The sequence below is a fragment of the Clostridium luticellarii genome, from assembly GCF_002995845.1.
Lineage (GTDB): Bacteria > Bacillota > Clostridia > Clostridiales > Clostridiaceae > Clostridium_B > Clostridium_B luticellarii.
Genome location: NZ_PVXP01000001.1, coordinates 135,465 through 159,135 on the forward strand (window position 1 = coordinate 135,465; position 23,671 = coordinate 159,135).

The 23,671-nt window shown below is 36.7% G+C and carries 20 protein-coding genes; 1 reads left to right on the forward strand and 19 read right to left on the reverse strand.

Features of this window, described 5'->3' with window-relative positions; all coding sequences use genetic code 11:
- The 3 genes from CLLU_RS00655 to tsaD all read right to left on the reverse strand — a co-directional run bounded on the left by CLLU_RS00655 (window position 1) and on the right by tsaD (window position 6,139).
- Window positions 1–891 carry a patatin-like phospholipase family protein gene (locus CLLU_RS00655; protein ID WP_106007643.1) on the reverse strand — a complete coding sequence of 297 codons (891 nt, stop codon included), beginning with the start codon at window positions 889–891 and terminating at the stop codon, window positions 1–3.
- A gap of 223 nt (window positions 892–1,114) precedes the next feature.
- Window positions 1,115–4,549: a pyruvate carboxylase gene (locus tag CLLU_RS00660; RefSeq protein WP_106007644.1), complete on the reverse strand. Its 3,435-nt coding sequence runs from the start codon at window positions 4,547–4,549 to the stop codon at window positions 1,115–1,117.
- Between the two features lie 564 nt (window positions 4,550–5,113).
- Window positions 5,114–6,139 (reverse strand): tRNA (adenosine(37)-N6)-threonylcarbamoyltransferase complex transferase subunit TsaD, encoded by a 1,026-nt coding sequence (tsaD, locus tag CLLU_RS00665; RefSeq protein ID WP_106007645.1) that lies wholly within the window; start codon window positions 6,137–6,139, stop codon window positions 5,114–5,116.
- A 215-nt stretch (window positions 6,140–6,354) separates the two neighbouring features.
- Between tsaD and CLLU_RS00670 the strand changes: the two genes are divergently transcribed.
- Complete coding sequence (locus CLLU_RS00670) at window positions 6,355–6,987, forward strand: RusA family crossover junction endodeoxyribonuclease (protein ID WP_106007646.1); 633 nt, start codon at window positions 6,355–6,357, stop codon at window positions 6,985–6,987.
- Between the two features lie 62 nt (window positions 6,988–7,049).
- Here the strand turns inward: CLLU_RS00670 and CLLU_RS00675 are convergent, their stop codons facing one another.
- The 16 genes from CLLU_RS00675 to lpdA all read right to left on the reverse strand — a co-directional run bounded on the left by CLLU_RS00675 (window position 7,050) and on the right by lpdA (window position 23,660).
- Entirely contained in the window at window positions 7,050–7,646 is a 597-nt protein-coding gene (locus CLLU_RS00675) for a DUF1836 domain-containing protein (protein ID WP_106007647.1), read from the reverse strand.
- A gap of 160 nt (window positions 7,647–7,806) precedes the next feature.
- Window positions 7,807–8,187, reverse strand: a complete 381-nt coding sequence (locus tag CLLU_RS00680; protein ID WP_106007648.1) for a DUF1667 domain-containing protein — start codon at window positions 8,185–8,187, stop codon at window positions 7,807–7,809.
- 4 nt (window positions 8,188–8,191) lie between these two features.
- A complete protein-coding gene (locus tag CLLU_RS00685; protein WP_106007649.1) occupies window positions 8,192–9,451 on the reverse strand; it encodes an NAD(P)/FAD-dependent oxidoreductase in 1,260 nt (419 codons plus the stop codon).
- 101 nt (window positions 9,452–9,552) lie between these two features.
- Window positions 9,553–10,992, reverse strand: a complete 1,440-nt coding sequence (locus CLLU_RS00690) for an NAD(P)/FAD-dependent oxidoreductase (protein ID WP_106007650.1) — start codon at window positions 10,990–10,992, stop codon at window positions 9,553–9,555.
- Between the two features lie 179 nt (window positions 10,993–11,171).
- On the reverse strand, window positions 11,172–12,011 hold the full coding sequence (locus CLLU_RS00695; RefSeq protein ID WP_106007651.1) for a formate/nitrite transporter family protein: 840 nt from the start codon (window positions 12,009–12,011) through the stop codon (window positions 11,172–11,174).
- A gap of 36 nt (window positions 12,012–12,047) precedes the next feature.
- The gene (locus CLLU_RS00700) at window positions 12,048–12,680 is read right to left on the reverse strand and encodes a DUF3786 domain-containing protein (protein ID WP_106007652.1); all 633 of its coding nucleotides are present in this window, start codon (window positions 12,678–12,680) and stop codon (window positions 12,048–12,050) included.
- Window positions 12,681–12,820: 140 nt separating this feature from the next.
- A complete protein-coding gene (locus tag CLLU_RS00705) occupies window positions 12,821–13,147 on the reverse strand; it encodes a DUF8180 domain-containing protein (protein ID WP_106007653.1) in 327 nt (108 codons plus the stop codon).
- A 32-nt stretch (window positions 13,148–13,179) separates the two neighbouring features.
- Entirely contained in the window at window positions 13,180–13,374 is a 195-nt protein-coding gene (locus tag CLLU_RS00710; RefSeq protein WP_106007654.1) for a CooT family nickel-binding protein, read from the reverse strand.
- Between the two features lie 121 nt (window positions 13,375–13,495).
- Window positions 13,496–15,430 carry a corrinoid activation/regeneration protein AcsV gene (gene acsV, locus CLLU_RS00715; protein WP_106007655.1) on the reverse strand — a complete coding sequence of 645 codons (1,935 nt, stop codon included), beginning with the start codon at window positions 15,428–15,430 and terminating at the stop codon, window positions 13,496–13,498.
- A 38-nt stretch (window positions 15,431–15,468) separates the two neighbouring features.
- Window positions 15,469–15,843: a glycine cleavage system protein GcvH gene (gene gcvH, locus CLLU_RS00720; RefSeq protein ID WP_106007656.1), complete on the reverse strand. Its 375-nt coding sequence runs from the start codon at window positions 15,841–15,843 to the stop codon at window positions 15,469–15,471.
- Between the two features lie 83 nt (window positions 15,844–15,926).
- The gene (gene acsB, locus CLLU_RS00725) at window positions 15,927–18,053 is read right to left on the reverse strand and encodes an acetyl-CoA decarbonylase/synthase complex subunit alpha/beta (RefSeq protein WP_106007657.1); all 2,127 of its coding nucleotides are present in this window, start codon (window positions 18,051–18,053) and stop codon (window positions 15,927–15,929) included.
- A 37-nt stretch (window positions 18,054–18,090) separates the two neighbouring features.
- Window positions 18,091–18,876 (reverse strand): carbon monoxide dehydrogenase/acetyl-CoA synthase methytransferase subunit, encoded by a 786-nt coding sequence (acsE, locus tag CLLU_RS00730; RefSeq protein WP_106007658.1) that lies wholly within the window; start codon window positions 18,874–18,876, stop codon window positions 18,091–18,093.
- Window positions 18,877–18,973: 97 nt separating this feature from the next.
- Window positions 18,974–20,326, reverse strand: a complete 1,353-nt coding sequence (acsC, locus tag CLLU_RS00735; RefSeq protein ID WP_106007659.1) for an acetyl-CoA decarbonylase/synthase complex subunit gamma — start codon at window positions 20,324–20,326, stop codon at window positions 18,974–18,976.
- Window positions 20,327–20,365: 39 nt separating this feature from the next.
- The gene (gene acsD / locus CLLU_RS00740; RefSeq protein ID WP_106007660.1) at window positions 20,366–21,310 is read right to left on the reverse strand and encodes an acetyl-CoA decarbonylase/synthase complex subunit delta; all 945 of its coding nucleotides are present in this window, start codon (window positions 21,308–21,310) and stop codon (window positions 20,366–20,368) included.
- Between the two features lie 12 nt (window positions 21,311–21,322).
- The gene (locus CLLU_RS00745; protein WP_106007661.1) at window positions 21,323–22,099 is read right to left on the reverse strand and encodes an ATP-binding protein; all 777 of its coding nucleotides are present in this window, start codon (window positions 22,097–22,099) and stop codon (window positions 21,323–21,325) included.
- Window positions 22,100–22,277: 178 nt separating this feature from the next.
- Entirely contained in the window at window positions 22,278–23,660 is a 1,383-nt protein-coding gene (gene lpdA, locus CLLU_RS00750) for a dihydrolipoyl dehydrogenase (protein WP_106007662.1), read from the reverse strand.
- Between the last annotated feature and the right edge of the window lie 11 nt (window positions 23,661–23,671).

The following is a 23,671-nucleotide window of genomic DNA, read 5'->3' on the forward strand; positions in this document are numbered from 1 at the left end:
CTATTTCATGCAGTCTTGCTGCACAGACACATTTTTCTGATTCTTGATCCATTCCTCCAGTTTGTCATAGCAGGCTGCTGCTTCTCTATATCCTTGATTATATAGTTCTGTAAGCTTATATTTATTCTTTTCTATTCTCTTTACCTTTAACGGCTGTTTAGGTCTAATTACAAAAGCTTTTCCCTCTCTTCTAAGTCTCTCTATATAACTCAAAGTACTGTTATATTTTCTGTGCCTGTTGATCATTGCCTCAACCAGTCCACTATAATTAGAATATACTTTTCTGGCTAAAAATTTCATTTTGAAAGGCTTTTTTGTGTAATTCTCATTTCGTGTCAGAACAATTATATTTCTCTTATTTCCATCCTCTATGGATTTTTTTATGGGTATTGGATCCGAAATTCCACCATCCAATAAATTCAATCCTTTGAATTTCACTATGGAGGCCATAAAAGGCAAACTGCTGGATGCTCTTATAGCATCAAATATTTCTTTTCCCTGGCATTTATCTTTTTCAAAATATACGGATTTTCCAGTATTACAGTCTGTAGTACCAACCATAAATTTTTCTTTCGCTCTATTAAAGGTATCTACATCGAATATTTCCAGTTTATTGGGTATCTCATTAAATATAAAATCCGCCCCAAATATCCCTTTTTTCAGTAACAGGTTTCTATAACTTAAATATCTGGGATCATCTACATAGTTTATATTTATTTTTTTATTTCTCCCCCTTTGCCTTGAAATATATGAGCATGCATTACAGGCTCCCATAGAAACACCTATAATATATGGCAGGTATAAATTCTTTTCCATAAATAAATCCAGTACTCCAGCAGTGTACAGTCCTCTCATTCCTCCGCCTTCCAAAACCAATCCTATGTTCTCCATATATTCTGCCTCACTTTCACTTATATTATATATTTCCCAGGTCAAAACTTTATTTAATATAATATTCTAACATATCTAGATAAGTTAGTGAAGTTATATGTTAAAACTTATCAGTATACAAAATCCTTCAGAATATAAAATCAAAACAAAATAGGCACTATTAAAATTCCATTTACTAAAGAATTTTAAATAGTGCCTATTCAAGATTATATTTTCAACTGCATTATTTCAACTTTACCAAAAGTTCACCGGTTTTAACCCTTTGTCCCTCTTTTACAAACACTCCTTCAACCACTCCTGAAGCAGATGCAGTAACATTTGTCTCCATTTTCATAGCTTCTATTACAATCAAACTCTGTCCTTCCTTGATTTCACTGCCGGTCTTTACAAGTATCTTCACAATATTTCCCGGGATGCTTGCACCTATTTCCTTATTATTATCTGGATCTGCCATGACCACGGAAGCTTCCTTTATTCCAGATTTTTCAAAGAGTGATTTATCTTTTATTCTTATATCTCTTTTATTTCCATTTATTTCAAACACTAAAAATCTATATCCCTCAGAATCAGCTTTTGTAATATCAAGCAATTGTACATATAAACTACGTCCCTCTCCTACTTCTACTTCGCAAAATTCACCTTCGGAAAGTCCGTAGAAAAATATACTGCTGTCCATATGACTTAGATCTCCAAAATTGTCCACATATTTCAAGTAGTCCTCAAATACATCAGGATAAAGAGCATAGCTGATAATTTCTTTTCCGTCAAATTCTCTCCTGTATTTTTTGCTCAGATATTCTTTTATCTTTGCAAAATCTTCAGGTGGAAGAAATTGTCCAGGTCTTCCTGTCAAAGGTTTCTCTCCCTTTAGCACCAATTCCTGAAGTTTCTTGGGAAAACCACCCATAGGCTGCCCCATCATACCTTTAAAATAGGAAACTGTGGAATCAGGGAAATTAAGATTTTTTCCCTTTTCATATATATTATCCTCGTTTAGGTTATTCTGTACCATAAATATAGCCAGGTCACCCACCATTTTGGAAGACGGAGTCACTTTAACTATATTCCCCAGCATTTTATTTACTCTTTTGTACATATCTTTTACGTCTTCAAAACGATCTCCCAGGCCAAAGCTCTCCACCTGTGGCTTCAAATTGGAATACTGCCCTCCTGGTATTTCATATTTATATATTTCTGCAGTACTGGATTTGAGTCCGGATTCAAACTGGCTGTATATTGGTCTTACATCTTCCCAATAATTTGATACTTTCTGAAGATCATCAATATTGAGTTCTGTATCCCTTTCAGTATTCTGCAGTGCTGCCACTACGGAATTAAGTGATGGCTGGCTTGTAAGCCCGGACATACTGCTGAAGGCAGCATCTACGATATCCACCCCGGCCTGGGCCGCCATGATAAGTGTGGCAACTCCATTTCCTGTAGTGTCATGAGTGTGAAGATGTATTGGTATGGATATCTCATTTTTAAGTGCCTTTATAAGCTTATAAGCTGCATAAGGCTTCAAAAGTGATGACATATCCTTTATCCCCAGAATATGAGCTCCGGCTTTTTCTATATCTTTAGCAAGATCAACATAATATTTCAATGTATATTTGTCTTTACTGTCATCAAGAACATCCCCTGTATAACACATGCAGGCTTCAGCTATCTTTCCCTGATTTGCCACTTCATCTATGGCAACTTCCATTCCTTTCAGCCAGTTTAAAGAGTCAAATATTCTAAATACATCAATACCCGAATCAGAGGACTGCCTTATAAATTCCCTTATAACATTGTCAGGATAATTTTTATATCCAACAGCATTGGCTCCTCTCAAAAGCATTTGAAATAATATATTAGGTATTTTTTCCCTCAATTTTTCAAGTCTCTCCCAAGGTGATTCCTTTAAAAATCTATATGCCACGTCAAAAGTAGCACCCCCCCACATTTCCATGGAGAATAGATCCTTTCCCAATACAGACTGGACATCTGCTATCTTTAACATATCCCTGGTCCTCATTCTGGTGGCCATAAGGGATTGATGTGCATCTCTCATGGTGGTGTCTGTAATAAGAAGTTTCTTTTGGGATTTTATCCAATCCACAAGACCCTCTTGTCCTTTTTGATCCAGTATCTGCTTGCTTCCTGATAAATTTGATTCTTTTTTCACTGCTGGTACAACTGGAACATTAAAGCTCGGTTTTTTGCCATGAGTTTCATTTATTACCTTTTCTCCTATAAATTTCATTATTCTCAGTTCTTCATCCGGCTTAGGATTCATATTGAAAAGCTCGGGAGTATTTTCGATAAAGTTAGTATCACATTCCCCTTTTTGAAATTTTTCATTGCTCAGTACGTTTATCAAAAAATCTGCATTTGTCTTGACTCCGGATATTACCGTCTCTTTTATAGATCGTATTGATTTTCTGATTGCATCTTCAAAAGTTCTTGACCAGGATATATCTTTCACAAGCAAGCTGTCATAATAAGGACTTATAACCGCTCCCGTAAATCCATTTCCACCATCCAGCCTTATTCCAAAACCGGATCCTGTTCTGTACATATCTATCCTTCCGGTATCCGGTGCAAAATTGTTGAGTGGATCCTCTGTAGTAACTCTGCACTGTATTGCGTAGCCGTTTAATTTAATATCATCCTGAGAGTTTATGCCTATTTCTTTTGAATTAAGTGCATATCCTTCGGCTACGAGTATCTGGCTTTGAACAATGTCTATTCCCGTAACCATTTCACTTACTGTATGTTCCACCTGAATTCTGGTATTCATTTCTATAAAATAATGATTCCCGTTTTTGTCCAATAAAAATTCTAATGTTCCTGCACTTCTATATCCTACACTTTTTGCTATCTTAAGTGCATCTTCACATATCTGAGCCCTTTTTTCATCAGACAGAGCTACGGATGGAGTAAATTCTATCACTTTTTGATGTCTTCTCTGTATGGAGCAATCCCTTTCATACAAATGCACTATATTTCCATATTTATCTCCAAGCACCTGAACCTCGATGTGTTTAGGTCCTTCAATATACTTTTCAATAAATATATTCTCAGAGCCAAAAGCTTTTTGAGACTCATTTCTTGCACTATTGTATGCTTCTAAAAGCTCTTCCTTTTTTCTTACAATTCTCATACCTCTTCCGCCGCCGCCTGCTGCCGCCTTAATCATAACCGGATATCCACAGAATTCTGCAAACTCCAAAGCCTGCTGTTCTGTTTTTATAGGTTCCTGAACTCCCGGTATTGTCGGCACTCCAGCTTTCTTTGCTGCAACCTTGGATTTTATCTTGTCACCAAGCATTTCCATCATGTTCGAAGTAGGTCCAATAAACTCAATACCTGCTTCTTCACATTTTCTTGCAAATTCAGAATTTTCTGCCAGAAAACCATATCCAGGATGTATTGCATCAGCCTTTTTGTCCAAAGCCACTTTTATTATTTCATCAATATCCAGATATGCTTCCACTGGATTTTTATCCTTGCCTATTAAATAAGATTCATCGGCTTTGGTTCTAAAAAGAGATCTTTTATCCTCATTAGAATATATAGCTATAGTAGTTATACCCAATTCCTGACAAGCTCTGAATATTCTTATGGCGATTTCTCCTCTGTTTGCTACGAGTACCCTTTTAAATTTTCTCATAAATCACTCATCCCCTTTATAAAAATTATATATTCTGCATATTTATTAAAGTATATTATTAAATTTAAACAAGACAATATCATTATATATAAGTAATAAAATTATTTCAATTGAATTATCATTTTTTTATACCTGCAAATATTAATTTTAATTGAACATTAAACAATGACTATTTTCTTTCGCAGCTACCTTTGATTTCAGCAAATCTTTGGGGCAGAGTTAAATGTGTCTTTGCAATTTTTCTCAATTTTCAAAATCAATATTGCTACAAATTATTATATATCTTACTACTGATTTTGTAAATAGTATATTATATATATTATTTATGTTACTTTATACTATGATAAAATATCCAATAGTATCACACATAGGTTTTTATGATGATACAGATTCGCACCAAATCAAAGATTTGGGCTCTCCTTTAAGAAACTCCTTCTCCCTATGGTCGAATGAGTAAGCGATTCGCACCAAATCAAAGATTTGGGCTCTCCTTTAAGAAACTCCTTCTCCCTATGGTCGAATGAGTAAGCGATTCGCACCAAATCAAAGATTTGGGCTCTCTGCTTATCTTTCTCCTAATTTTAAATTTGGGACTGCATTTAGGCTCAATGAACTGGTATTTCCCCGGACATACTCAAAATAAGCAGCACTTCCTATCATGGCTGCATTGTCGGTACATAGCACAAAATCCGGAAACAAAACTTCTATATTATTTTCATGTCCCATTCTAATAAGAGTCTCCCTAAGACAGGTATTGGCTGCTACTCCCCCTGCTACGGCAATTTTATCTACATGTTTCAAATTGCATGCTTTCAATGAATTATCCGCTAAAAAGCTGACTACCGCCTTCTGGAAGGAGGCTGCCACATCAGCTCTATTTATGAGCTCCTTCTTCATTTCTTTCTGATTTAGATAATTTAATACAGCCGATTTCAGTCCGCTGAAAGAAAAGTCAAGAGAAGTATCATCATGAAAATTGGCCCTTGGGAATTTAATGGTTTCCGAATTCCCCTCTCTTGCCAATTTATCAATTTTAGGTCCTCCCGGATACCCCAGTCCAATAGCTCTGGCCACCTTGTCATAAGCTTCTCCTGCGGCATCATCCCTGGTTTGACCCATGACCTCAAATTTACCATGATCCTTCATATAAACCAGATAAGTATGACCACCGGACACCACAAGACACACAAAAGGAGGCTTTAAATCTTTGTACTGTATAAAATTAGCACTTATATGCCCCTCTATATGATTTACCCCGATTAAAGGCTTATGCAGGGCATAAGCCAGACCTTTTGCATACTGCAGTCCCACAAGAAGTGCACCTACGAGTCCCGGTCCATAAGTAACTCCCACCCCATCTATATCTTCAAATGTAATTTGCGCTTCTTCCATTGCCTGCTTTACTACTATACTTATAACTTCTATGTGCTTTCTAGATGCAACTTCCGGCACCACGCCTCCAAATTTTTTATGAATATCTATTTGTGAAGATATTATATTGGAAAGCACTTGCCTTCCATTAACAACTACAGCTGCAGAAGTTTCGTCACAGCTGCTCTCGATAGCCAATATTTTTATATCTTTATCCATAAATATCTTTACCTTTCCATTCAACTTATTTCAAACATTCATACAATATTATACCTATATCATTGAATTATACTACTTATTTTTTTTACAGTATAGTATGGTTTTTAAGTTTAATCCTTATATTTTACTTCACAGCTTCCGCAAGAATATGTATGGTATAATAATAGTAAAGATTTGTACAATCTTTAAATTCAATAACATACAGGGAGTAAAACATGAATAAACCCTATGCAAAAATCATAGTTAAAGGTTCTCCTATAACCAAGTCAAACTTCAAACTATTCAATATAAGTGGAAGAGCTATTTTACCCTACAATTCAGGTAAATATCATGACAGATACGCACTGTATGAGGAGCAGATAGCTTATGAATGCAGAAGTCAAAATCCTGGAACAGTTATATCGGAATCTTTAATAGCAGTGTTGAAAGTATACTATAAAAGTAAAAAAAGGCATCCTGATACCAGCAATATAACTAAAAGTATATTCGATGGAATTGAAAAGAGCGGTCTGATAATAAATGATGCCCAGATTCGTAAAATAATCACAGAAGAATTTTATGATAAAAATAACCCCAGATTTGAGCTGGAATTATTTGGCGAAAGCCATTACAACTTAAAATATGTCATTTCAGAAAATGAGTCCATAGAGGAGGAGATAAATTACTCCCCTCCTCCCAATAAAAAAAAATTTTATAATAGCAGCAAAAAAATACAAAATTCCAGTGAAAAATCTTCGATACCCAGATGTCAGATCTGCGGTAAACCACTTAAGAAAAATGAGATAATATCCGCAAACAAGGGTAATACCCTCATATGTAAAGATTGTTTTAACAAACTATTCAGATAGCTATTTATAGCTAAAAATTACGTATGAATGAAGATTTTCGATTAACACCGAAAATCTTTATCCTACTTCTTAAAAAAATTATCAATTATCTTTTCTGCCATTCTCTTTTCTATATTGGCCTTTACCACCAGCATAATCACCATTACCAGAAGTTCATCTAAATTTTCTTCTAAATTCTCCGAGCCATTCTCTAAATTCAGATTTGAGATATTTTGCTCTTTGAGCTTATTTTGAAAATCCTCTACAAAAGCCTTTACTTCATTATCCTCTATTTTTAGAAATTTTTTGTATACATTACTGAGACTTTCTTCCCTGCTCTCTCCGGACATTATGGAATTCACCATAGGTGAAAACAAGCTCTGGATATCACTTATAGACAGTATTTGTTTCAAATAATAGGTCAGTATGATCAAAACCATATGCTGCCTGGAATATTTCTTTTTCTTGGGAGGCATGAGTATACCTGCCTTGGTATAGTTATTTATCATGGTTTTAGTAATAGTACTGTCCTCTTTGTTTCTTTTTAAATATCCCAATTTATCTTCTATAAATGTAGTTACCTGATCCATATACAGATCTATATCCGGTATGCTTTCAAATTTTAATTGTTCAAAATTCTGAAGTTCTTCTATTAATTTTTCCAATTTATCTTTGCCCACATTAAATCCTCCCGCTTCACAAGTAATAAATTATGCAGCTACATTAAATTGTTTTATTGAACAATACTATTATATCATAGAAGAACTACCTTCTTAATTCAAAGAAATACATTCTAGTTTTATCTATAAAAAAGCGTGGAAAATTTCCACGCCTTTCAATTTATGCAGTCTTGCCATCTGCACTGTCAACCTTCTTAGTAGCTATAATATTTATCCCAGAATCCGCTACATTTTCAAGTATAACATCTCCTATATTTACAGGAGCTTTCACCACTACTCCCTTAAGAGCTTTTATGCAGTCGAATATTTTTCCTTTAGGTATATCTTTCTCGGTTTTTACAGGAACTACATCTATTTCTCCATCTTCTACATATACAGAAGAAGTAACTATTCTTGTGGGATTAGTACACTCTTTTCTGCCATACTCCGCGCCTCTTTTACAGGTATTTCCTGTTACTTCCACTACTTTATCCCCGTCTAGTTTGACTAAAAGCTGGCATCCCATAGGGCATCCTATGCAGGTTAATTCTCTTTTACTCATACTATTACTTCCCTTCTACCTTTATGGTTATTTTCTTACAATCAGGATATTTATCCAGAAGAGCTCTGGTAATTTTAACTTTCTCCATTTCTCCAGGAGTGAGTATTCTCTTTTTTATATGCATTTCTCTAACATCATCAAAATACACGGATATAAAGCTGTCCTTGAATACATCTCCAACTCTAAATCTGACATCTATGGATTCATTCACATTTTGAGGGTTTATATATTGTGGTACCGTATATCTCACTCCATCCACAGCCAGCACCTCTATTTTGCCTCCATCAAACCTCTTTCCGTTTACATATTTAGCAGCGCTCTTACCTGCATTTACACTTTCTATGGTAACATTGTCTACTAAATCATGGACATGAAGTACATTTCCACAGGCAAATATCCCATCCACATTGGTTTCCAGACTTTCATCCACTATAGGGCCCCCGGTTATATTGGATAATTTAACTTCGGCCTTTCTGGAAAGTTCATTCTCCGGCAGCAGTCCTACAGACAAAAGCAGGGTATCACAGGGTATATATTCTTCCGTGCCCTTTATGACCTTTCTGTCTTTTCCCACCTTTGCAATAGTCACACCTTCAACTCTTTCTTTTCCCTTTATATCTGTAACCGTATGACTCAATTTGAGTGGTATTCCAAAATCGTCCAAACACTGCACTATATTTCGTTTAAGACCGCTGGAATAAGGCAAAAGTTCTATAACAGCTTTAACTTTTGCACCCTCCAGTGTCATTCTTCTGGCCATTATGAGTCCTATATCGCCGGAACCCAGTATCACTACTTCTTTTCCAGGCATATAACCTTCCACATTCACAAATTTCTGGGCGGAACCAGCCGTATATATACCTGCGCACCTGCTTCCAGGTATATTTATTGCTCCCCTTGGCCTTTCCCTGCATCCCATGGAAAGTATTACGGATTTAGCTTTTATTTCAATTATGCCATCTTCCTCATTCACTGCCGTTATGACCTTATCCTTATTGAGATCAAGCACCATAGTATTCAATTTATATGGAATATTCATATCTTTCACTTTGTCTATAAATCTCTGGGCATATTCTGGACCTGTAAGCTCCTCTTTAAAAGTATGAAGTCCAAACCCATTATGAATACATTGGTTCAATATCCCTCCCAGCTGGGTATCTCTTTCCAGTATCAATATACTATCCACGCCTTCTTCTTTCACTGATATGGCTGCTGCAAGTCCTGCAGGACCCCCGCCAATTACTACTACATCATATTCTTGCATATTTAAAACCTCCAAATTATTCTAATTCATGCAATTCACAATTTACAATGCACAATTGATGAAGATTTTCGACTGCACCGAAAATCCACCAGATTTGATACTTACACTGGAACATCTTCTTTATCTCTTCCAACCAGCAAGTTTGAATGATGTCCAGATTTAGTTACCTCCTGAGGTGAAATCTTAAGCTCTCTTGCCAGAATTTCCACTACCCTGGGCGCACAAAAACCTCCCTGACATCTTCCCATGCCTGCTCTGGTCCTCTTTTTTACACCATCTACACTTCTTGCTCCCAGTGGTCTTCTTATGGCATCCACTATTTCACCTTCTGTAACAGTTTCACATCTGCATATTATTTTGCCATACCTGGGGTTTTCAGCAATAATATTTTTCCTTTCTTCATTGGTCATTTCCCTAAATTTAGGTATTCCCTTTCTTATAGGATTGAATCCATCGTTCTTTTCCGGTTTTAATTTGTCAACTATAATATCTGCAATCATATTTGCTATGGCAGGTGAACTGGACAATCCTGGAGATTCAATACCTGCTGCATTTATAAAATTCTCAGCATCTTCTGCTTCTCCAATTACAAAATCTCCTGTACCATGGGCTCTCAACCCTGAAAACGATGTTATTACCTGCCTCATCGGCAACTTATTGACACTGAGGGCTGCTTTGGAAATTATAAAATCTAAACCTTCACCGGTAGTATTTAAATCCTGCTTATCTTCTATATCCTCAGCATCAGGACCTATTAAGAGATTTCCATCTACTGTAGGAGTAACAAGAACTCCCTTTCCCATTTTTGTAGGCAGCTGAAATATAGTCCTTGAAACTGTATTTCCCACTGCTTTATCAAATAGACAATACTGACCTTTTCTTGGAACTATGTGTAGTTTTTTGTCACTTACCATATTATTTATCTCGTCTGAAAATACTCCTGCTGCATTGACTACAATCTTACTCTCCACATCACCTTTGTCGGTTTTTATCAAATAGTGTCCAGAATTTTTAACTATGGACATCACTTCGGTATTTAATTTAAACTCCACTCCATTTACAGCTGCATTTTCAGCCATAGCTATGGTCATTTCATAAGGGCATACTATTGCTCCTGTTGGAGCATAGAGTGCAGCAGCTACATTTTTAGATAAATTTGGTTCTATTTTCCTTACTTCGTCACCATTCAATATCTTCAGGTTTGGGACTCCATTTTCCACACCCTGCTGCTTTAACTTTTCAAGGTTGACAATGTCGTTTTCATCAAAACAAACTACCAGTGATCCTATTCTCTTAAAAGGGAAATCCAATTCTTCAGAAAGTTTGTCAAATAACTTGTTTCCCCTGGCATTTAAATTTCCTTTTAAAGTATGAGGTTTAGCATCAAATCCGGCATGAACTATGGCACTGTTGGCCTTACTGGTTCCATTCCCTACATCAGAATCCTTCTCTATAACACATACACTAAGCTTATATCTACATAACTCTCTTGCTATGGAGCTTCCGATAACTCCGGCTCCCACAATGGTCACATCAAACATAAAAACAATACCTCCTCAATAAACGGTAAAAAAATAAAGAGAACTAATCTTAAGGCACATATGTCTTAAAATTTGGCTCTCTTTTTACTCCGCCATTATATTTCTTATTGTAGTTTAAGTGTATCATATAAATATACACTATTCAATAGTAGAAAATAACAATTAATCATATTGAATTTTTATTTATACACAATGTTTTTTTCACTGACAGGTTTGTGCTTATACACCATAAAATAAGCCGCACCTACCAGTACAGCTCCTCCTACTATATTCCCCAGAGTTACAGGTATCAGATTGTGCACGATTCCCAATCCATTTATTATTTTATCCTGGGACAATCCTGAAGCTGCAACAAAAGAAGGATTGGATTTTGCAAAAATTCCTGCGGTTAAAAAGTACATATTAGCAACACAGTGTTCAAATCCACAGGTTACGAATGTCATTATAGGAAACCATATTATTACTACCTTGCTCACTATATCCCTGGCAGCAAAAGCTCCCCATACTGCAAGACATACTAAAAAATTACACATTATCCCACTGCAAAATGCAGTCCAGAAAGGCAGCGCTGCCTTTGCTGAAGCCACTTTGATCACCGTACCTCCCAATTTCCCGCTGTTCATTTCAAAAACTCCTGCTTTAAATACCAAAAAAGCTATGAGAATGGAGCCTACGAAATTAAATATATACACTATCACCCAGTTTTTGAGCATGGGTTTTAAAGTTATTTCTTTTCCTGCAAGAGGTACTACCATGAGACAATTCCCCGTAAAAAGTTCAGCTCCACATATAACCACTAACATAAGCCCTACGGGGAAAAGCGCACCTCCTGCAAATTTTGCAACTCCAACATTGGTTATGCTGTGAGATACCACTGCGGAAATCACTCCACCCACTGCAATAAATGCTCCTGCCAGCATTCCAAGTATGACCTGCTGGGAAACTCTGAGTTTTGCCTTGGTACAGCCGGCTTCTACTGCAGCATCACATATTTCATTGGGTTTCAGCATACCTTCCATATAAATTCCCCCCTCTTTACAAACCATTTATTCAAGCTAAAAAGCCAGCTTTGTTATGGCTCCTATAGCTACATCTCCCACTACTGCCAAATCTTCTGCCGTAAAATAAAAAGATACATTGCTGTTGAACAGTATCTGGGATGAAGGTGGAAATTCTTCATCCCCTTCCCAAATTGCAAAAATCACATATATATTATTTAAAAATTGAAATTTATAAGCGGCATCACCCATGTCTACCTTCTCTGCTCCCAATTTTTCAAATATTTTTTTGAACTTATCCACATTCTTTCCAAAGGTCTTGGACAATCTTAAAATACATCTACCGTAGAAATTATTATAATATACATTCCCTCCGTCTACTTCTCTGTAGGTTATGTATTTACTTGAAGGACTCACCCCTTTACCATGCATCAAATACCTTAGGATCAGGGCCTTAGGAGGATACGCTTCAATTTTAGAACCTTCTGCACTGTACATATCTCCAGAAGGATATTTTACCACTATATCTTGTCCCATTAATTTTACAATTATCTCTTCCCTATCCTTATTGAAAATGCATCCTGTATTTTCAGCCATCACCCCAGGATCAAAATCCTTAAACAGCATCTTATAATAATCGTAGGGTATTTTATCCTTCCTGTTTTTTTCCACATTAATTCTGTTATCCATAGTCTACACCCCTAAATTAAATCCCGCTTAATTTCAACAACATATCACTGTTGTCCAATTTATATCAAGTAATTGTTAGATTCAGACAGAGCCCTGCACATAAGAAATACTTTGCTCCATCTGAACCCTATACAACATTATTACATGTGTTCTTCTGCTTTTTTAAGCATATCATCCGCTTGTTTCATAAATTCCACTGCTTTTTCAATAAATTGTGAAGTTTCCACTTTCCCCATATTTTTGGCCTTACTTACCCATTCCAAAAATCCTTCTTCATGGGATTTATTATGCTCTATCCAGTGCCCCAACAATATTTTTAATGTTCTTTCCTCTTTGTCTTCCGCACCATTCAACGTATCATGAATATGAGCGTGATGTTCCCCGCCGTGACAATGTCCGTGGCCATAAGTGACATCATCACCATGACAGTCATGATCATGAGTATGGTGTTCATGTTCATTATCCATAGTAAATTCCCCCTATACTGAATTTACAGCAATTATACAGCTTTTTCTATAACTATCTTGTGCTCCAAAAGCCTCACTTCTTTTAACATTCCCTCTATTATTTCCTCTTCACCTAAAATATCTGTCAAAGACAGTCTTCCGTTTTCCTTTGGAACTATATCCACTACATAATCCATAATTTTACGTTCACCTTCAGGTGTTACTAAATATGCTGTTGATTCACACATTTTATTACCTCCTCTTTAACTCACACAAAAACTTCATTGTCAATCTACAGATTATAAAACACTTTCTTAAGTTAAGTATACTCTTTTTAATATATTATTAAAACAAACAATCCAAAAGTTTTTAAACAGAGCTATCAAGGCATTTTTTAACGGTAGGAAATTTATCTATATCCGTATGTGGTAAAAAGCAGGCAGATACAAATTCATTCATATATTCCGATTCAACGCTGAGTTCTACATAGGTTATACTATTGGCTATTTCTTCCAGCTTGTGCTTTGCATCTTCACTCATAAGTGTCAAATAGCATCCCATAAGAGAGCTATTGCCTATATACTGAATTTTGTTTTGATCTATGTCGGGCAGCATTCCTATCTTCACTGAATTAGCTATATCCAGGCTGTTACCTATGCCGCCTGCTATATATATTTTATCTATGGCAGTGAAATCCATGGATAAATTATTTAAAAGTGTGGTAATTCCAGAATATATGGCTGCTTTCGCTCTTATAAAGTTATCTACATCCACTTCTGTTATGACAACATCTCTGTCCAGATCATACTGTTCCTTGAATGCCAGAACATACTGGCCAATTCCATGTTCATCAAACCTGACTCTGTCGGTATTAAGATCCTTTATGATTTTTCCCTTTCTATCTATAATACCCGCAAACATCATTTCACATATAAGATCTATAATACCAGAGCCACATATACCCAAAGGCTTTTCCTGTCCAATAACACTGAAGGTAGGATTATAACTGCTGTCAATTTTCACTTTTTCTACAGCACCACTGGAGGCTCTCATACCACAGCTTATTTCACCGCCCTCAAAAGCTGGACCTGCGGAACAGGCACAGGCCATCAAATATTCACTATTTCCAAATACTATTTCACCATTTGTCCCCAAATCTATAAAAAGTATATTTTTATCGCTATGCCACATTCCCGAAGATAATACCCCGGCAGATATGTCACCGCCTACATAGCTTGCTACAGAAGGTACCAGGTATACAGGAGTCTCGGGGTTAACCTTTATATCAAGTTCTGAAGCCTTTATGAGCGGTATCTTTACAAAAGCCGGTATATAAGGTTCCTGCCTGATAAAATTTGCATATACCCCCAAAAAAAGATGAGACATAGTAGTGTTTCCCGCAGCTACAAAGGATACCACCTCATCGCTTTCTATTTTAGAATCCGCATATATTCTATTTAACAGAGGATTTATGGTTTCCTGTATTATTGCATGATTTAATTTTTCGAGTCCATTTCCCCTGGTAGAATACATTATCCTGTTTATCACATCAGCTCCATATTTCATCTGTGCATTTCCCGAAGAAGCCTTTGCAATCAGTTCTCCATTATGCAGATCTACCAAACAAGCTGCCACAGAAGTAGTTCCTATATCTACTGCCACCCCATACAGCTGATCTGTCCTATCACCTTTTTCCATGTTGATAATAACCGTCTTTCCTTTTTCATCAGGTATGTGAGTTATGGTAATTTTAAAATCTGCTTCTCTTAAAAGTTGAGGCATTTTTTTCAATATGGTCAGTCCACAAAAAACATCATCATAATTCAGCTGCTTTTTTATGTGCCTCCTCAATCTTTCAAAATCGGATATATTGTCATTTAAAGTTGGAGGATCTAGTTCCAGGTACTCCTTTTTTATGTTGTTATTAAATTTCATACCACTTTTCAATATCTGATCTCTGGATCTTTGAAATATATTCTTTTCCCTACTGCCTGAAAAATCCTCTATTTTCATTCCATGCATTGAAGAAGAGTCGGTTTCAGGTATTTCTACAACTGCATCACTATTAACAGTACTCTGGCAGGCAAGTATATACCCATTTTTCTTTTCTTCCTCAGTTATATTCTTACTGCCTGTGGAAATAATGTCCCCATTTATTACCTTGACCTTACATTTTCCACAAGTTCCACTTCCATTACATGGAGTATCCATGAATATGCCGGCTTTTCTCACGGCCTCTAAAAGATTTTCCCCCTGCAGCACTTCTATTTCCCTATTGTATGGATTAAACTTTATCTTTACCATATTGCACAAATACCTCCCTTTCAAAAAGCAGCTCCATTCTATGCCAATTCTGCCTCGTATTCAGAAGAACTCAACAAACTTTTGACTTCATCTGCGTCCTTTATTTTTATCTTTATTATCCATGCATCATAAGGAGCCTCATTTACATATTCAGGCTCATCATCCAGCTTCTCGTTGATTTCAATCACTTCACCGGACAATGGAGATATTGTATCCGATGCTTTTTTAGAGGACTCAACCACTCCAAAAGAAGCATCCTTTGAAACCTCATCTCCCACTTCAGGCATTTCCACAAATAATATTTCACCCAGCTGCTCCTGCGCAAAATCGCTTACGCCTATAAGTGCCGTATCCCCCTCTACTTTTGCCCACGTATGTTCTTTACTATAATATAATTCCTTGGGGAAGTTCATAAATACCACCTCTTTTATAATTTTAGATTATAAGGATAATAAAAACAAAATACAATTGTTTCTATTATCCTCATTTAAATTTACTACATCAAAGGATCCATTGTAAGTGCAGGGTGTCCTTTCTCTTCCAGAAATTTCAATACATCCTCAGATTCTACAGCTATAGTTTCATCACATACCATGTCTGCAAAATTGTCTATATCATATAGCTCTTTAGCCGTCTTGTTTAGTTTTTCTGCCACAAAATCCTTTAATTCTTTAGGCATCCAAACTATTCTAGAAATTCCACCTTCAGCTTTCATAAATTTCTTCGAGGATATAAAAGGTCTTCCATGTCCCATAAATCCAGGGGTTTGAACTCCACCGCCTGTCATGGATGCAAGTTCACCAAAGGTCATTCCAAGAGGAGTCTGAGCTGCATATTCTCTGTTGACTATTACTACACCGTTGGCTTCAGGCATTATACCTGTAATACATTCAAAACATCCGCAGGAAGTCATTGGATCTTGTAAAATACTATATAGTGTAACACTGTTTACAGCACCCTGGGATATTTTAGAAACAGTATCATTTACCTTCTCCCAGATACCTGCATTTTCATCAATTACACCTTCTTTTGGTACAGCCTGACATGGTCCTGTTGGGTTTAATTCAAGTGTAGCTTTGGCATCCAGCCAGGAAACTGCACCGCAGAGTCCAAGTCTTTCAGGTGTTACTATACATACATGTGCAGGTGCAAAGGACTGACAGAGATTACAAGAATAAAAAGTATCAACCTTTTCATCTACCAATGATTCAAGTCTGGCATCTCTTTCTGCATATCTCGGTATAGCATATTTTTCTTTCAATTCTGAAGTTTTAGCAGGATCCGTAGTTATAATAACCTCACATTTATCTACAACCGAACCAAACTCATCCAGCATTTTAGCATATATTACTTCTCCAAAATGCTTCAGCCTGAATCCCTTATCATAAGCTTCCTTCCCTATTCTAACCCAGGTAAGATTTCTCTGCCCTACATGCATTACTCCTTCTATATAATTGAGGAAGTAATGAAGTCTTCTTTCAAGCACAGGTTCAAAGTCCTTCTGCATGTTGGCGCCTGAAACCCTTATAAGCATTCCAAGAGGCAATCTTCCAGGTGCCTTGTCTATAGTGTCTATATCCGGTCCTATAAGTTCTATTTTATGATCTTCAATATCTCCTGAATCAGCAGTCATAACCAATTCCCAGCCGTCAGTTTTTCCTCCTCCAAATTCTGCAAGCATATCGTTCTTTCTTATTCTTTCACCTTCAAAAGCTGCAGCAAAAGCAACCGGAATTGGAATTTCAGTTATCTTTATTTTTATCTTTCTAGCTTCCAATGAAGTCTTTACAAATTTGTCATAATCTTTCTGAGTTAAAAGAAGTGTAGGAACCTCTGTTACATCCTGATCCGTTATTACAGGGAATCCAAGTGCTATAGCTCCTGCTCCTGCCGAAACCACAAGTTCACTCAACGGGCCGAAGGCATTTACAAAAGCAGGCACCCTTTCTGCAGTATACTGCAGCATTTCCTGTAATGCACCGCCTTTAATTCCTCCAAATATAAGTCCTGCTCTTATGGCCACTGTTACAACATGTATTACGGAAGTAACATCATAGCCGAGAGGAATAACTCTAAGATCAAGTCCCATCTTTACTTTTCCTTCTACAGCCTGATCTATTACCTTTCCAACTAAAAATGTAAGTAATCCTTTCGATTGATAATCCTTTATTACCTTAACTGCAGTGTCAACATCAGGGCATTCTCCAAGTACAACTGCTACACCTGGTATATCCCCTGTAACAAGCGGTACTCCAAGGGATCTTATTATAGGATCCGATACAAATCCTACGCAGGGTTCTTCATATGGATTCTCGGAAAGCACATATTTAGCAGCCTCTATTATTTCTGCTGCAACAGCTGTTGCAAGACCTGCATTCAAGGCCTTGTCAAGAACCTCCTCTTCTACTATAAGACTCCTGACTATATCCAGAGCCCCTTCCAATTCACCCAAATTGGTTATTTTTTTCCCTGTAGCCGCAAAAATTACTGGAAGCGAGTATGCAGTATCTGGAAAGGCCACTTTATAATCTTTACCCTTTTCATCTATAGCCTGCTTAACTATGCCTTCAGCTGCCGCTAAAGCCTGTTTCGAACCAGTGAATATAGTTTGAAATAAATTCATTTTTAGTTCCTCCCATTTTTATTAAATATTATAAAGATTATAATTCTAAGTAAGAATCTGCATATAAAACAGCTCCATTTACAACATCACAGGTTTTTATTGTTTCTTTTAATCTTTGATCACAAGGATTTACTATTGCAGAAGTAAGTCCGCTTTGTATTGCCATAGCTGCAAAAGTGGCATCAATTATAGGTCTTATCTCCTTAGGTGCTCCATTTGATACATTGCTTAGTCCACAGCAGGTTTTAAGCTCCATTTCACTTATTTGTCTAATAGCTTCCAATACCTCTTTCTGTTTATCCTGCATTCCTTTTACTACTACAATGAGTGGATCAAACAACAAATCAGTAGGCTCCATTCCAAGTCCCATAGCTTTTTCAAGCATTTCTGTACAGTATGCTATTCTCTCGTCATTATCTTTTGGAATTCCCTCTTTTGCACACAGTGCTATACACATAGCATCATATTCTGCAGCCAAATCTATGTTTACAATTCTCTCTCCTGCATCTGCAGAATTTATTATAGGCTTGCCTTTTTCTCTGTTATATACCTTAAGTCCTGCTTCAATTGCCTTTTTATTAGTAGTGTCAAGTGCCAGTGGAACATTGTCAAATTCACTTTGAAGTGCCTGAACACCCCACTGCATTATTTCTTCTCCATTTTTAGTTGCAGGTCCTATATTTAAATCCAGATAATCAGCCCCTGCCTCCAGCTGCTCTTTAGCTCTTTTAAATATAGGTGCAGTATTTCTTTCCTCAATGGCCTTTCTTATTGTTGGAGATATGCAGTGGATCCTCTCACCTATGATCATAAACTTTTCCATGATTAAAACGACCTCCTATTTTAATATTTTATATTCGTTTTGATTTTATATTTTCAGTTGCCAGCCAAAAGCCAGCAACTGTTTGATTGAAGATTTATTATTTTGCAGCCAATTCTTTCAGGAATTTAGGAATATACATGGCTTCTGTAGTTCCAACTGTTATGTTCCAATCTGGAAGACTGTCTTCCAATTCTCCTTTTAATACCGCTACCTTTCCAGGTATTATAAGGGTCCTGCTCTTTGTCTTTTCTTCTACTCCACTCTTCTTTATTGCACCAGCTATTACATCGGCAGTAAATTTACCTGCTGCCCAGGAAGTCAGCACTGAATATCCGCCTGCATCAGGTATAACCATCCACACAGGCATCTTAGATCTCTCTATTTCTCCTGAAACTATAAAGTAAGTCAGTGCAAAATCCACAGTACACATCACAGGTGAATTATCATCCGGATTATTGATTCCATATACTCCAACTTCCACTCTCATAGGCTTCTGAGGATCTGTAAATATGTTCTGTCTAATTCCATATAACGGCAGTGCTCTAACATAATCCATATCACTCAAAACAAGTATTGAACCATACTTCATAGTAAATAGTGTGGATAATGTAACCTCTTGAAATTTATCTCCATTAGCCAGTTCGTTTAAAAACAATATGGAAGGATATCCAAAAACTCTATCTTGCCCCTGAAGATTTATTCTCCTTATCTGAACTGCATTTTCAAAAGTCTGTTTAACAGATTTGGAGCCTGGATCCAAAACAAGATTTTTATATCCCAATTTCTGAATTTCTTCCACTAAATTATAAAGTTCTTCCAGATTCTCTGCTTTTACTCCCAAAGCTATGTTGTCTTGTTTAACCAAATCCACCATTTCTTTGAAATTATCTTTGTTGGCACCATAGGCCAGTGGATTCTCATCTTTCACCAGTTGAAGTGCTTCCTTCATAACTGCTGCATCTTCACAAACCAAGATATAACCCACTTTCAATCCGCTGGATTTTACCTTCTTTATAAGTTCAAGATATTTATCCTTATTTGAAACGTATTTTAGAGCCACAAATTCGGTCTTCATATCTTCGCCAATTCTGACATACTGTACATCTTTAATATGCTGAATCTTGGCATCTATCTGGGAACCTTCTATATCATCAGATAAAAGCACTGCAAATCTGTTTCTGTTTACAAGTGTTTTTTCATGTCTAAAAAGTACGGTTTCTCCTCCTAATTTGTATTCGGTATCCCCCTTCCCCAGTGTTATTGTTTTCATGAGCGGCGCTGTTGCTTCTGCCAATTTTTCTACTGACTCTTTACTCATATGAGGACATTTGCTTATTTCCACTGCTCCGGATGCAACTTTCATTGAGAAAGCCAAGCAAGTCGGAAATCCGCAATCCTTACAATTTTTTTTCGGTGTTAACTTAAATATACCTAATCCTGTTAAAGCCATTTTGAATCCTCCTTATTTAAATACAAGTATAATTTTTTATTATCCCAATAATTCTTTAACAAAAGTTCTAACTGTTTCTACCGACTTAGGGTGGCGAAGTATTACTGCATCGCTTCCAGAAGTCAATACTCCTGCAGCTGCTGCAACTTCCATAGAAATTCCTCTTTCTTCCTGATTTCCCCATTCTGGAGTACTTGATTCAGGCTCTACTGATTCCTTTACCTTCCATGTTTCAAAAGAAATTGGAGTTATAATTGGCACTTGAAGAGTCTTGTCGTTCTGGGTCAATGCTGCAAGCTTTACCCTGTCCAAAGTGGATATAACATATTCGTATCCATATCCACCAGCCGAACAACCTATATTTGCCACAATTTTTTCATTGTCAATTCCAAGTTGATTTATTAAAATATTCACCTGTTTTGCCAGGTTTATGTCAACTGCAGATTCTGCTACAACTTTGTTGTTATAAGCCAATACACCGGCAGCTGCCACAGTTTTATAATTATCTTCCACAGCAGACATCAAAAGTACATTGTGTCCTTCTGCTGCCTGGGCAACTTTTTCAAATAACTTTGCATCCTTTTCATGATTTCCTGTACCTGCAACCACAAGAGGAGTTTTTATAGCTTCAACCACTTCTTTAACTTTTTTAGCACAATCTTCAGGTGATGTATCATCTCCATTTGGATCTGCACTTACAAGTCTTAGGCATATAAAATCAGGATTATATTTTTCTTCCACAAATTTTGCCCATTTTACCGTGTCATTTGAAACATCCTTGTATAACTCCTTCAATGGTTCTATCCAATCTTCTGGATAAACATCTGAAATTTCCATACCCACTTTAGGTGGATTCCCTGTGTTTCCATCGAAACCGTAAAATGGCAGTACTGCCTCTCCGCCTAATTTTATGGCTTTTTCTCCAGTTCCAATTTCAACTTCACAAATTTTACCTGAGTATTTCTGTGCTGGTTTTTTAAACATAATGTTGCCTCCTTATTTACTTTTAAATTGAATTTTTGATAATATTTTATTTAATGCACTTCTACATACGGAATTATCAGGTAGATTCACCAGTGCTTTACCATCTGAATCATAATCATATACCATCTGATCCATAGGTACAACTCCTATTAAATTCAAGCCCTGTTTTTCTATTTCCTCATTTATCCCAGCATTCAATTTACCTTCTGGAGCTCTGTTGACTATGAGAAAGATCTGTCCAACTTTTAAATTCAATTCTGAAACCAGCTGCTTTATTCTTCCCACCGCCTGAACTCCTCTTCTGGAACAATCACTTATAAGAAATAAAGTATCAATAGGTTCTATGAGCTTTCTGCTTAGATGTTCCATACCAGCCTCATTGTCAACTACTATGTAATCATAATTGCTGGATAAAGAGTCCACCTGTGCTTTAAGTATCCCATTTACATAGCAATAACATCCCGGCCCCTGGGATCTTCCCATAACAATAAGATCATATCCATCTCCTTCTGTTACTGAAGCATTTAATTTGTATTTTAAATACTCCGCCTTTCTCATGCCTCCAGGAAAATTATCTCCTGAAAGTGATCTCTGGCTTACATCTTCTCTTATTTCTCCTATAGTTTCTTCAATTTCTGTTCCAAGTACTTCATTCAAATTAGAGTTGGCATCGGCATCGACTGCCAAAATAGGTCCAGCACCTTTTTTTATCAGATAATCGATTAAAAGACCTGTTAAGGTAGTTTTACCTGTACCTCCCTTGCCTGCTACAGCTATTTTATATCCCATATCTAAGCCTCCTTATATATTGCTACGTTTAAAAATACTATCTGAGCATTTCATTATAAAAAGCTTATCATAAAAATTTTACACCTTTTATGTAGAAAATATATATTCACATGCATAGGGTAAAAAACCCTATGCACATTAAATAACCAAATAATGACTCCATTTAATGCCACGTAATTTAACTAATAGAGTGAACACACTGATTATGAACATCATGAAGTGCTTCCATTATCCCCTCACCTAAAGTTGGATGAGGATGAATAACCTCTCCCAACTGCTGTGCAGTTAAACCAAGTTCACAGGCAACAGTAAGTTCACCAATCATATCTGTAGCACGTTCACCTACTATTGCAGCTCCAATAATGACATCTTTTTCGTCAGTTATTACTTTTACAAATCCCTGAAATTTTCCCATAGCCTGAGCTTTCCCAAGGCCTCTAAAATCAAACTTTCCAATCTTATAATCTATTCCCTTAGCTTTTGCTTCACTTTCTCTTATTCCCACAGATACAACTTCAGGTTCTACAAATATACAACCTGGAACAGCCTTGTAACTCATTTTTTTCTTTTTATCCAATACTGCATTTTCTACAGCTACAACACCTTCTCTGGAAGCCACATGTGCAAGAGCAGCACTAGGTACCAAATCACCTATGGCATAAACACCTTCTACACTGGTTTCCAGATACTCATTTACTATTATCCTGCCTTTTTCATCAGTTTTGATTCCTGGGTTTTCCAAGCCCAATCCATCAGTATAGGCTCTTCTTCCTACAGCTACAAGCATGGTTTCCGCTTCTAGAATTTTTCCACTTTTCAACGTAGCAGCTACACCATCTTCTTTAACCTCCACATTGGATATTCCATCTCCCACAAAGTACTTTATCTTCTTCCTTTTAAAAACTCTCTGAAGCTGTTTTGCTACATCTTCATCTTCAAGCGGTGCAAGATGTGGAAGCATTTCAACCACCTTTACTTCAGTTCCCATGCTGTTTAAAAAATACCCTATTTCACACCCTATGGGTCCTCCTCCAACTATAATCATTGACTTGGGCAGTTTACTCAAATTCAAAACTTCATCGGAAGTTATTACTTTCTTACCATCATATTTAAAAAATTTAGGTGCAACAGGCACAGAACCGGTAGCAAGTATAATTTTATCCGCTTTGACAACTTCCTTTGATCCATCTTCTTTAGTAACTTCCACTTCCCTGCTGTTTAAAAGTTTTCCACTGCCTTTTATAGATTTTACTCCCCTGTATTTGAATATTGCCTCTATTCCCTTTACCAGCTGATCCACAACTTTGTTTTTTCGCTTCATGATAAAATCAAAATCAGCTTTCGGTTCTCCTTCAATTTCAACTCCAAATTTAGATGCATCCTTCACTACCTCCAGCACATCTGAGCAAGCCAGTAATGCCTTAGTAGGTATACATCCCACATTTAAACAAGTACCACCTACATATTTTTTCTCGATTACAGTTACATCTGCTCCCAAAATAGCAGCCTGAACAGCAGCCACATATCCGCCGGGTCCTCCCCCAATTACAACTAATTTCATTGTACACGCTC

What these genes read in the sequence shown, in the direction of transcription:
- CLLU_RS00695 (WP_106007651.1), bottom strand. Translation starts at nt 12,011, where the DNA reads ATGGAAGGTATGCTGAAACCCAATGAAATATGTGATGCTGCAGTAGAA.
- CLLU_RS00685 (WP_106007649.1), bottom strand. Translation starts at nt 9,451, where the DNA reads ATGCAAGAATATGATGTAGTAGTAATTGGCGGGGGTCCTGCAGGACTT.
- lpdA (WP_106007662.1), bottom strand. Translation starts at nt 23,660, where the DNA reads ATGAAATTAGTTGTAATTGGGGGAGGACCCGGCGGATATGTGGCTGCT.
- acsV (WP_106007655.1), bottom strand. Translation starts at nt 15,430, where the DNA reads ATGGTAAAGATAAAGTTTAATCCATACAATAGGGAAATAGAAGTGCTG.
- CLLU_RS00710 (WP_106007654.1), bottom strand. Translation starts at nt 13,374, where the DNA reads ATGTGTGAATCAACAGCATATTTAGTAACACCTGAAGGTGAACGTAAA.
- CLLU_RS00690 (WP_106007650.1), bottom strand. Translation starts at nt 10,992, where the DNA reads ATGTTTGATGTGACCATTGTGGGAGCCGGAGTTATCGGAAGCTCCATA.
- tsaD (WP_106007645.1), bottom strand. Translation starts at nt 6,139, where the DNA reads ATGGATAAAGATATAAAAATATTGGCTATCGAGAGCAGCTGTGACGAA.
- CLLU_RS00680 (WP_106007648.1), bottom strand. Translation starts at nt 8,187, where the DNA reads ATGAGTAAAAGAGAATTAACCTGCATAGGATGCCCTATGGGATGCCAG.
- CLLU_RS00670 (WP_106007646.1), top strand. Translation starts at nt 6,355, where the DNA reads ATGAATAAACCCTATGCAAAAATCATAGTTAAAGGTTCTCCTATAACC.
- CLLU_RS00705 (WP_106007653.1), bottom strand. Translation starts at nt 13,147, where the DNA reads ATGGATAATGAACATGAACACCATACTCATGATCATGACTGTCATGGT.
- acsC (WP_106007659.1), bottom strand. Translation starts at nt 20,326, where the DNA reads ATGGCTTTAACAGGATTAGGTATATTTAAGTTAACACCGAAAAAAAAT.
- CLLU_RS00660 (WP_106007644.1), bottom strand. Translation starts at nt 4,549, where the DNA reads ATGAGAAAATTTAAAAGGGTACTCGTAGCAAACAGAGGAGAAATCGCC.
- acsB (WP_106007657.1), bottom strand. Translation starts at nt 18,053, where the DNA reads ATGAATTTATTTCAAACTATATTCACTGGTTCGAAACAGGCTTTAGCG.
- acsE (WP_106007658.1), bottom strand. Translation starts at nt 18,876, where the DNA reads ATGGAAAAGTTTATGATCATAGGTGAGAGGATCCACTGCATATCTCCA.
- CLLU_RS00655 (WP_106007643.1), bottom strand. Translation starts at nt 891, where the DNA reads ATGGAGAACATAGGATTGGTTTTGGAAGGCGGAGGAATGAGAGGACTG.
- CLLU_RS00745 (WP_106007661.1), bottom strand. Translation starts at nt 22,099, where the DNA reads ATGGGATATAAAATAGCTGTAGCAGGCAAGGGAGGTACAGGTAAAACT.
- CLLU_RS00700 (WP_106007652.1), bottom strand. Translation starts at nt 12,680, where the DNA reads ATGGATAACAGAATTAATGTGGAAAAAAACAGGAAGGATAAAATACCC.
- gcvH (WP_106007656.1), bottom strand. Translation starts at nt 15,843, where the DNA reads ATGAACTTCCCCAAGGAATTATATTATAGTAAAGAACATACGTGGGCA.
- acsD (WP_106007660.1), bottom strand. Translation starts at nt 21,310, where the DNA reads ATGTTTAAAAAACCAGCACAGAAATACTCAGGTAAAATTTGTGAAGTT.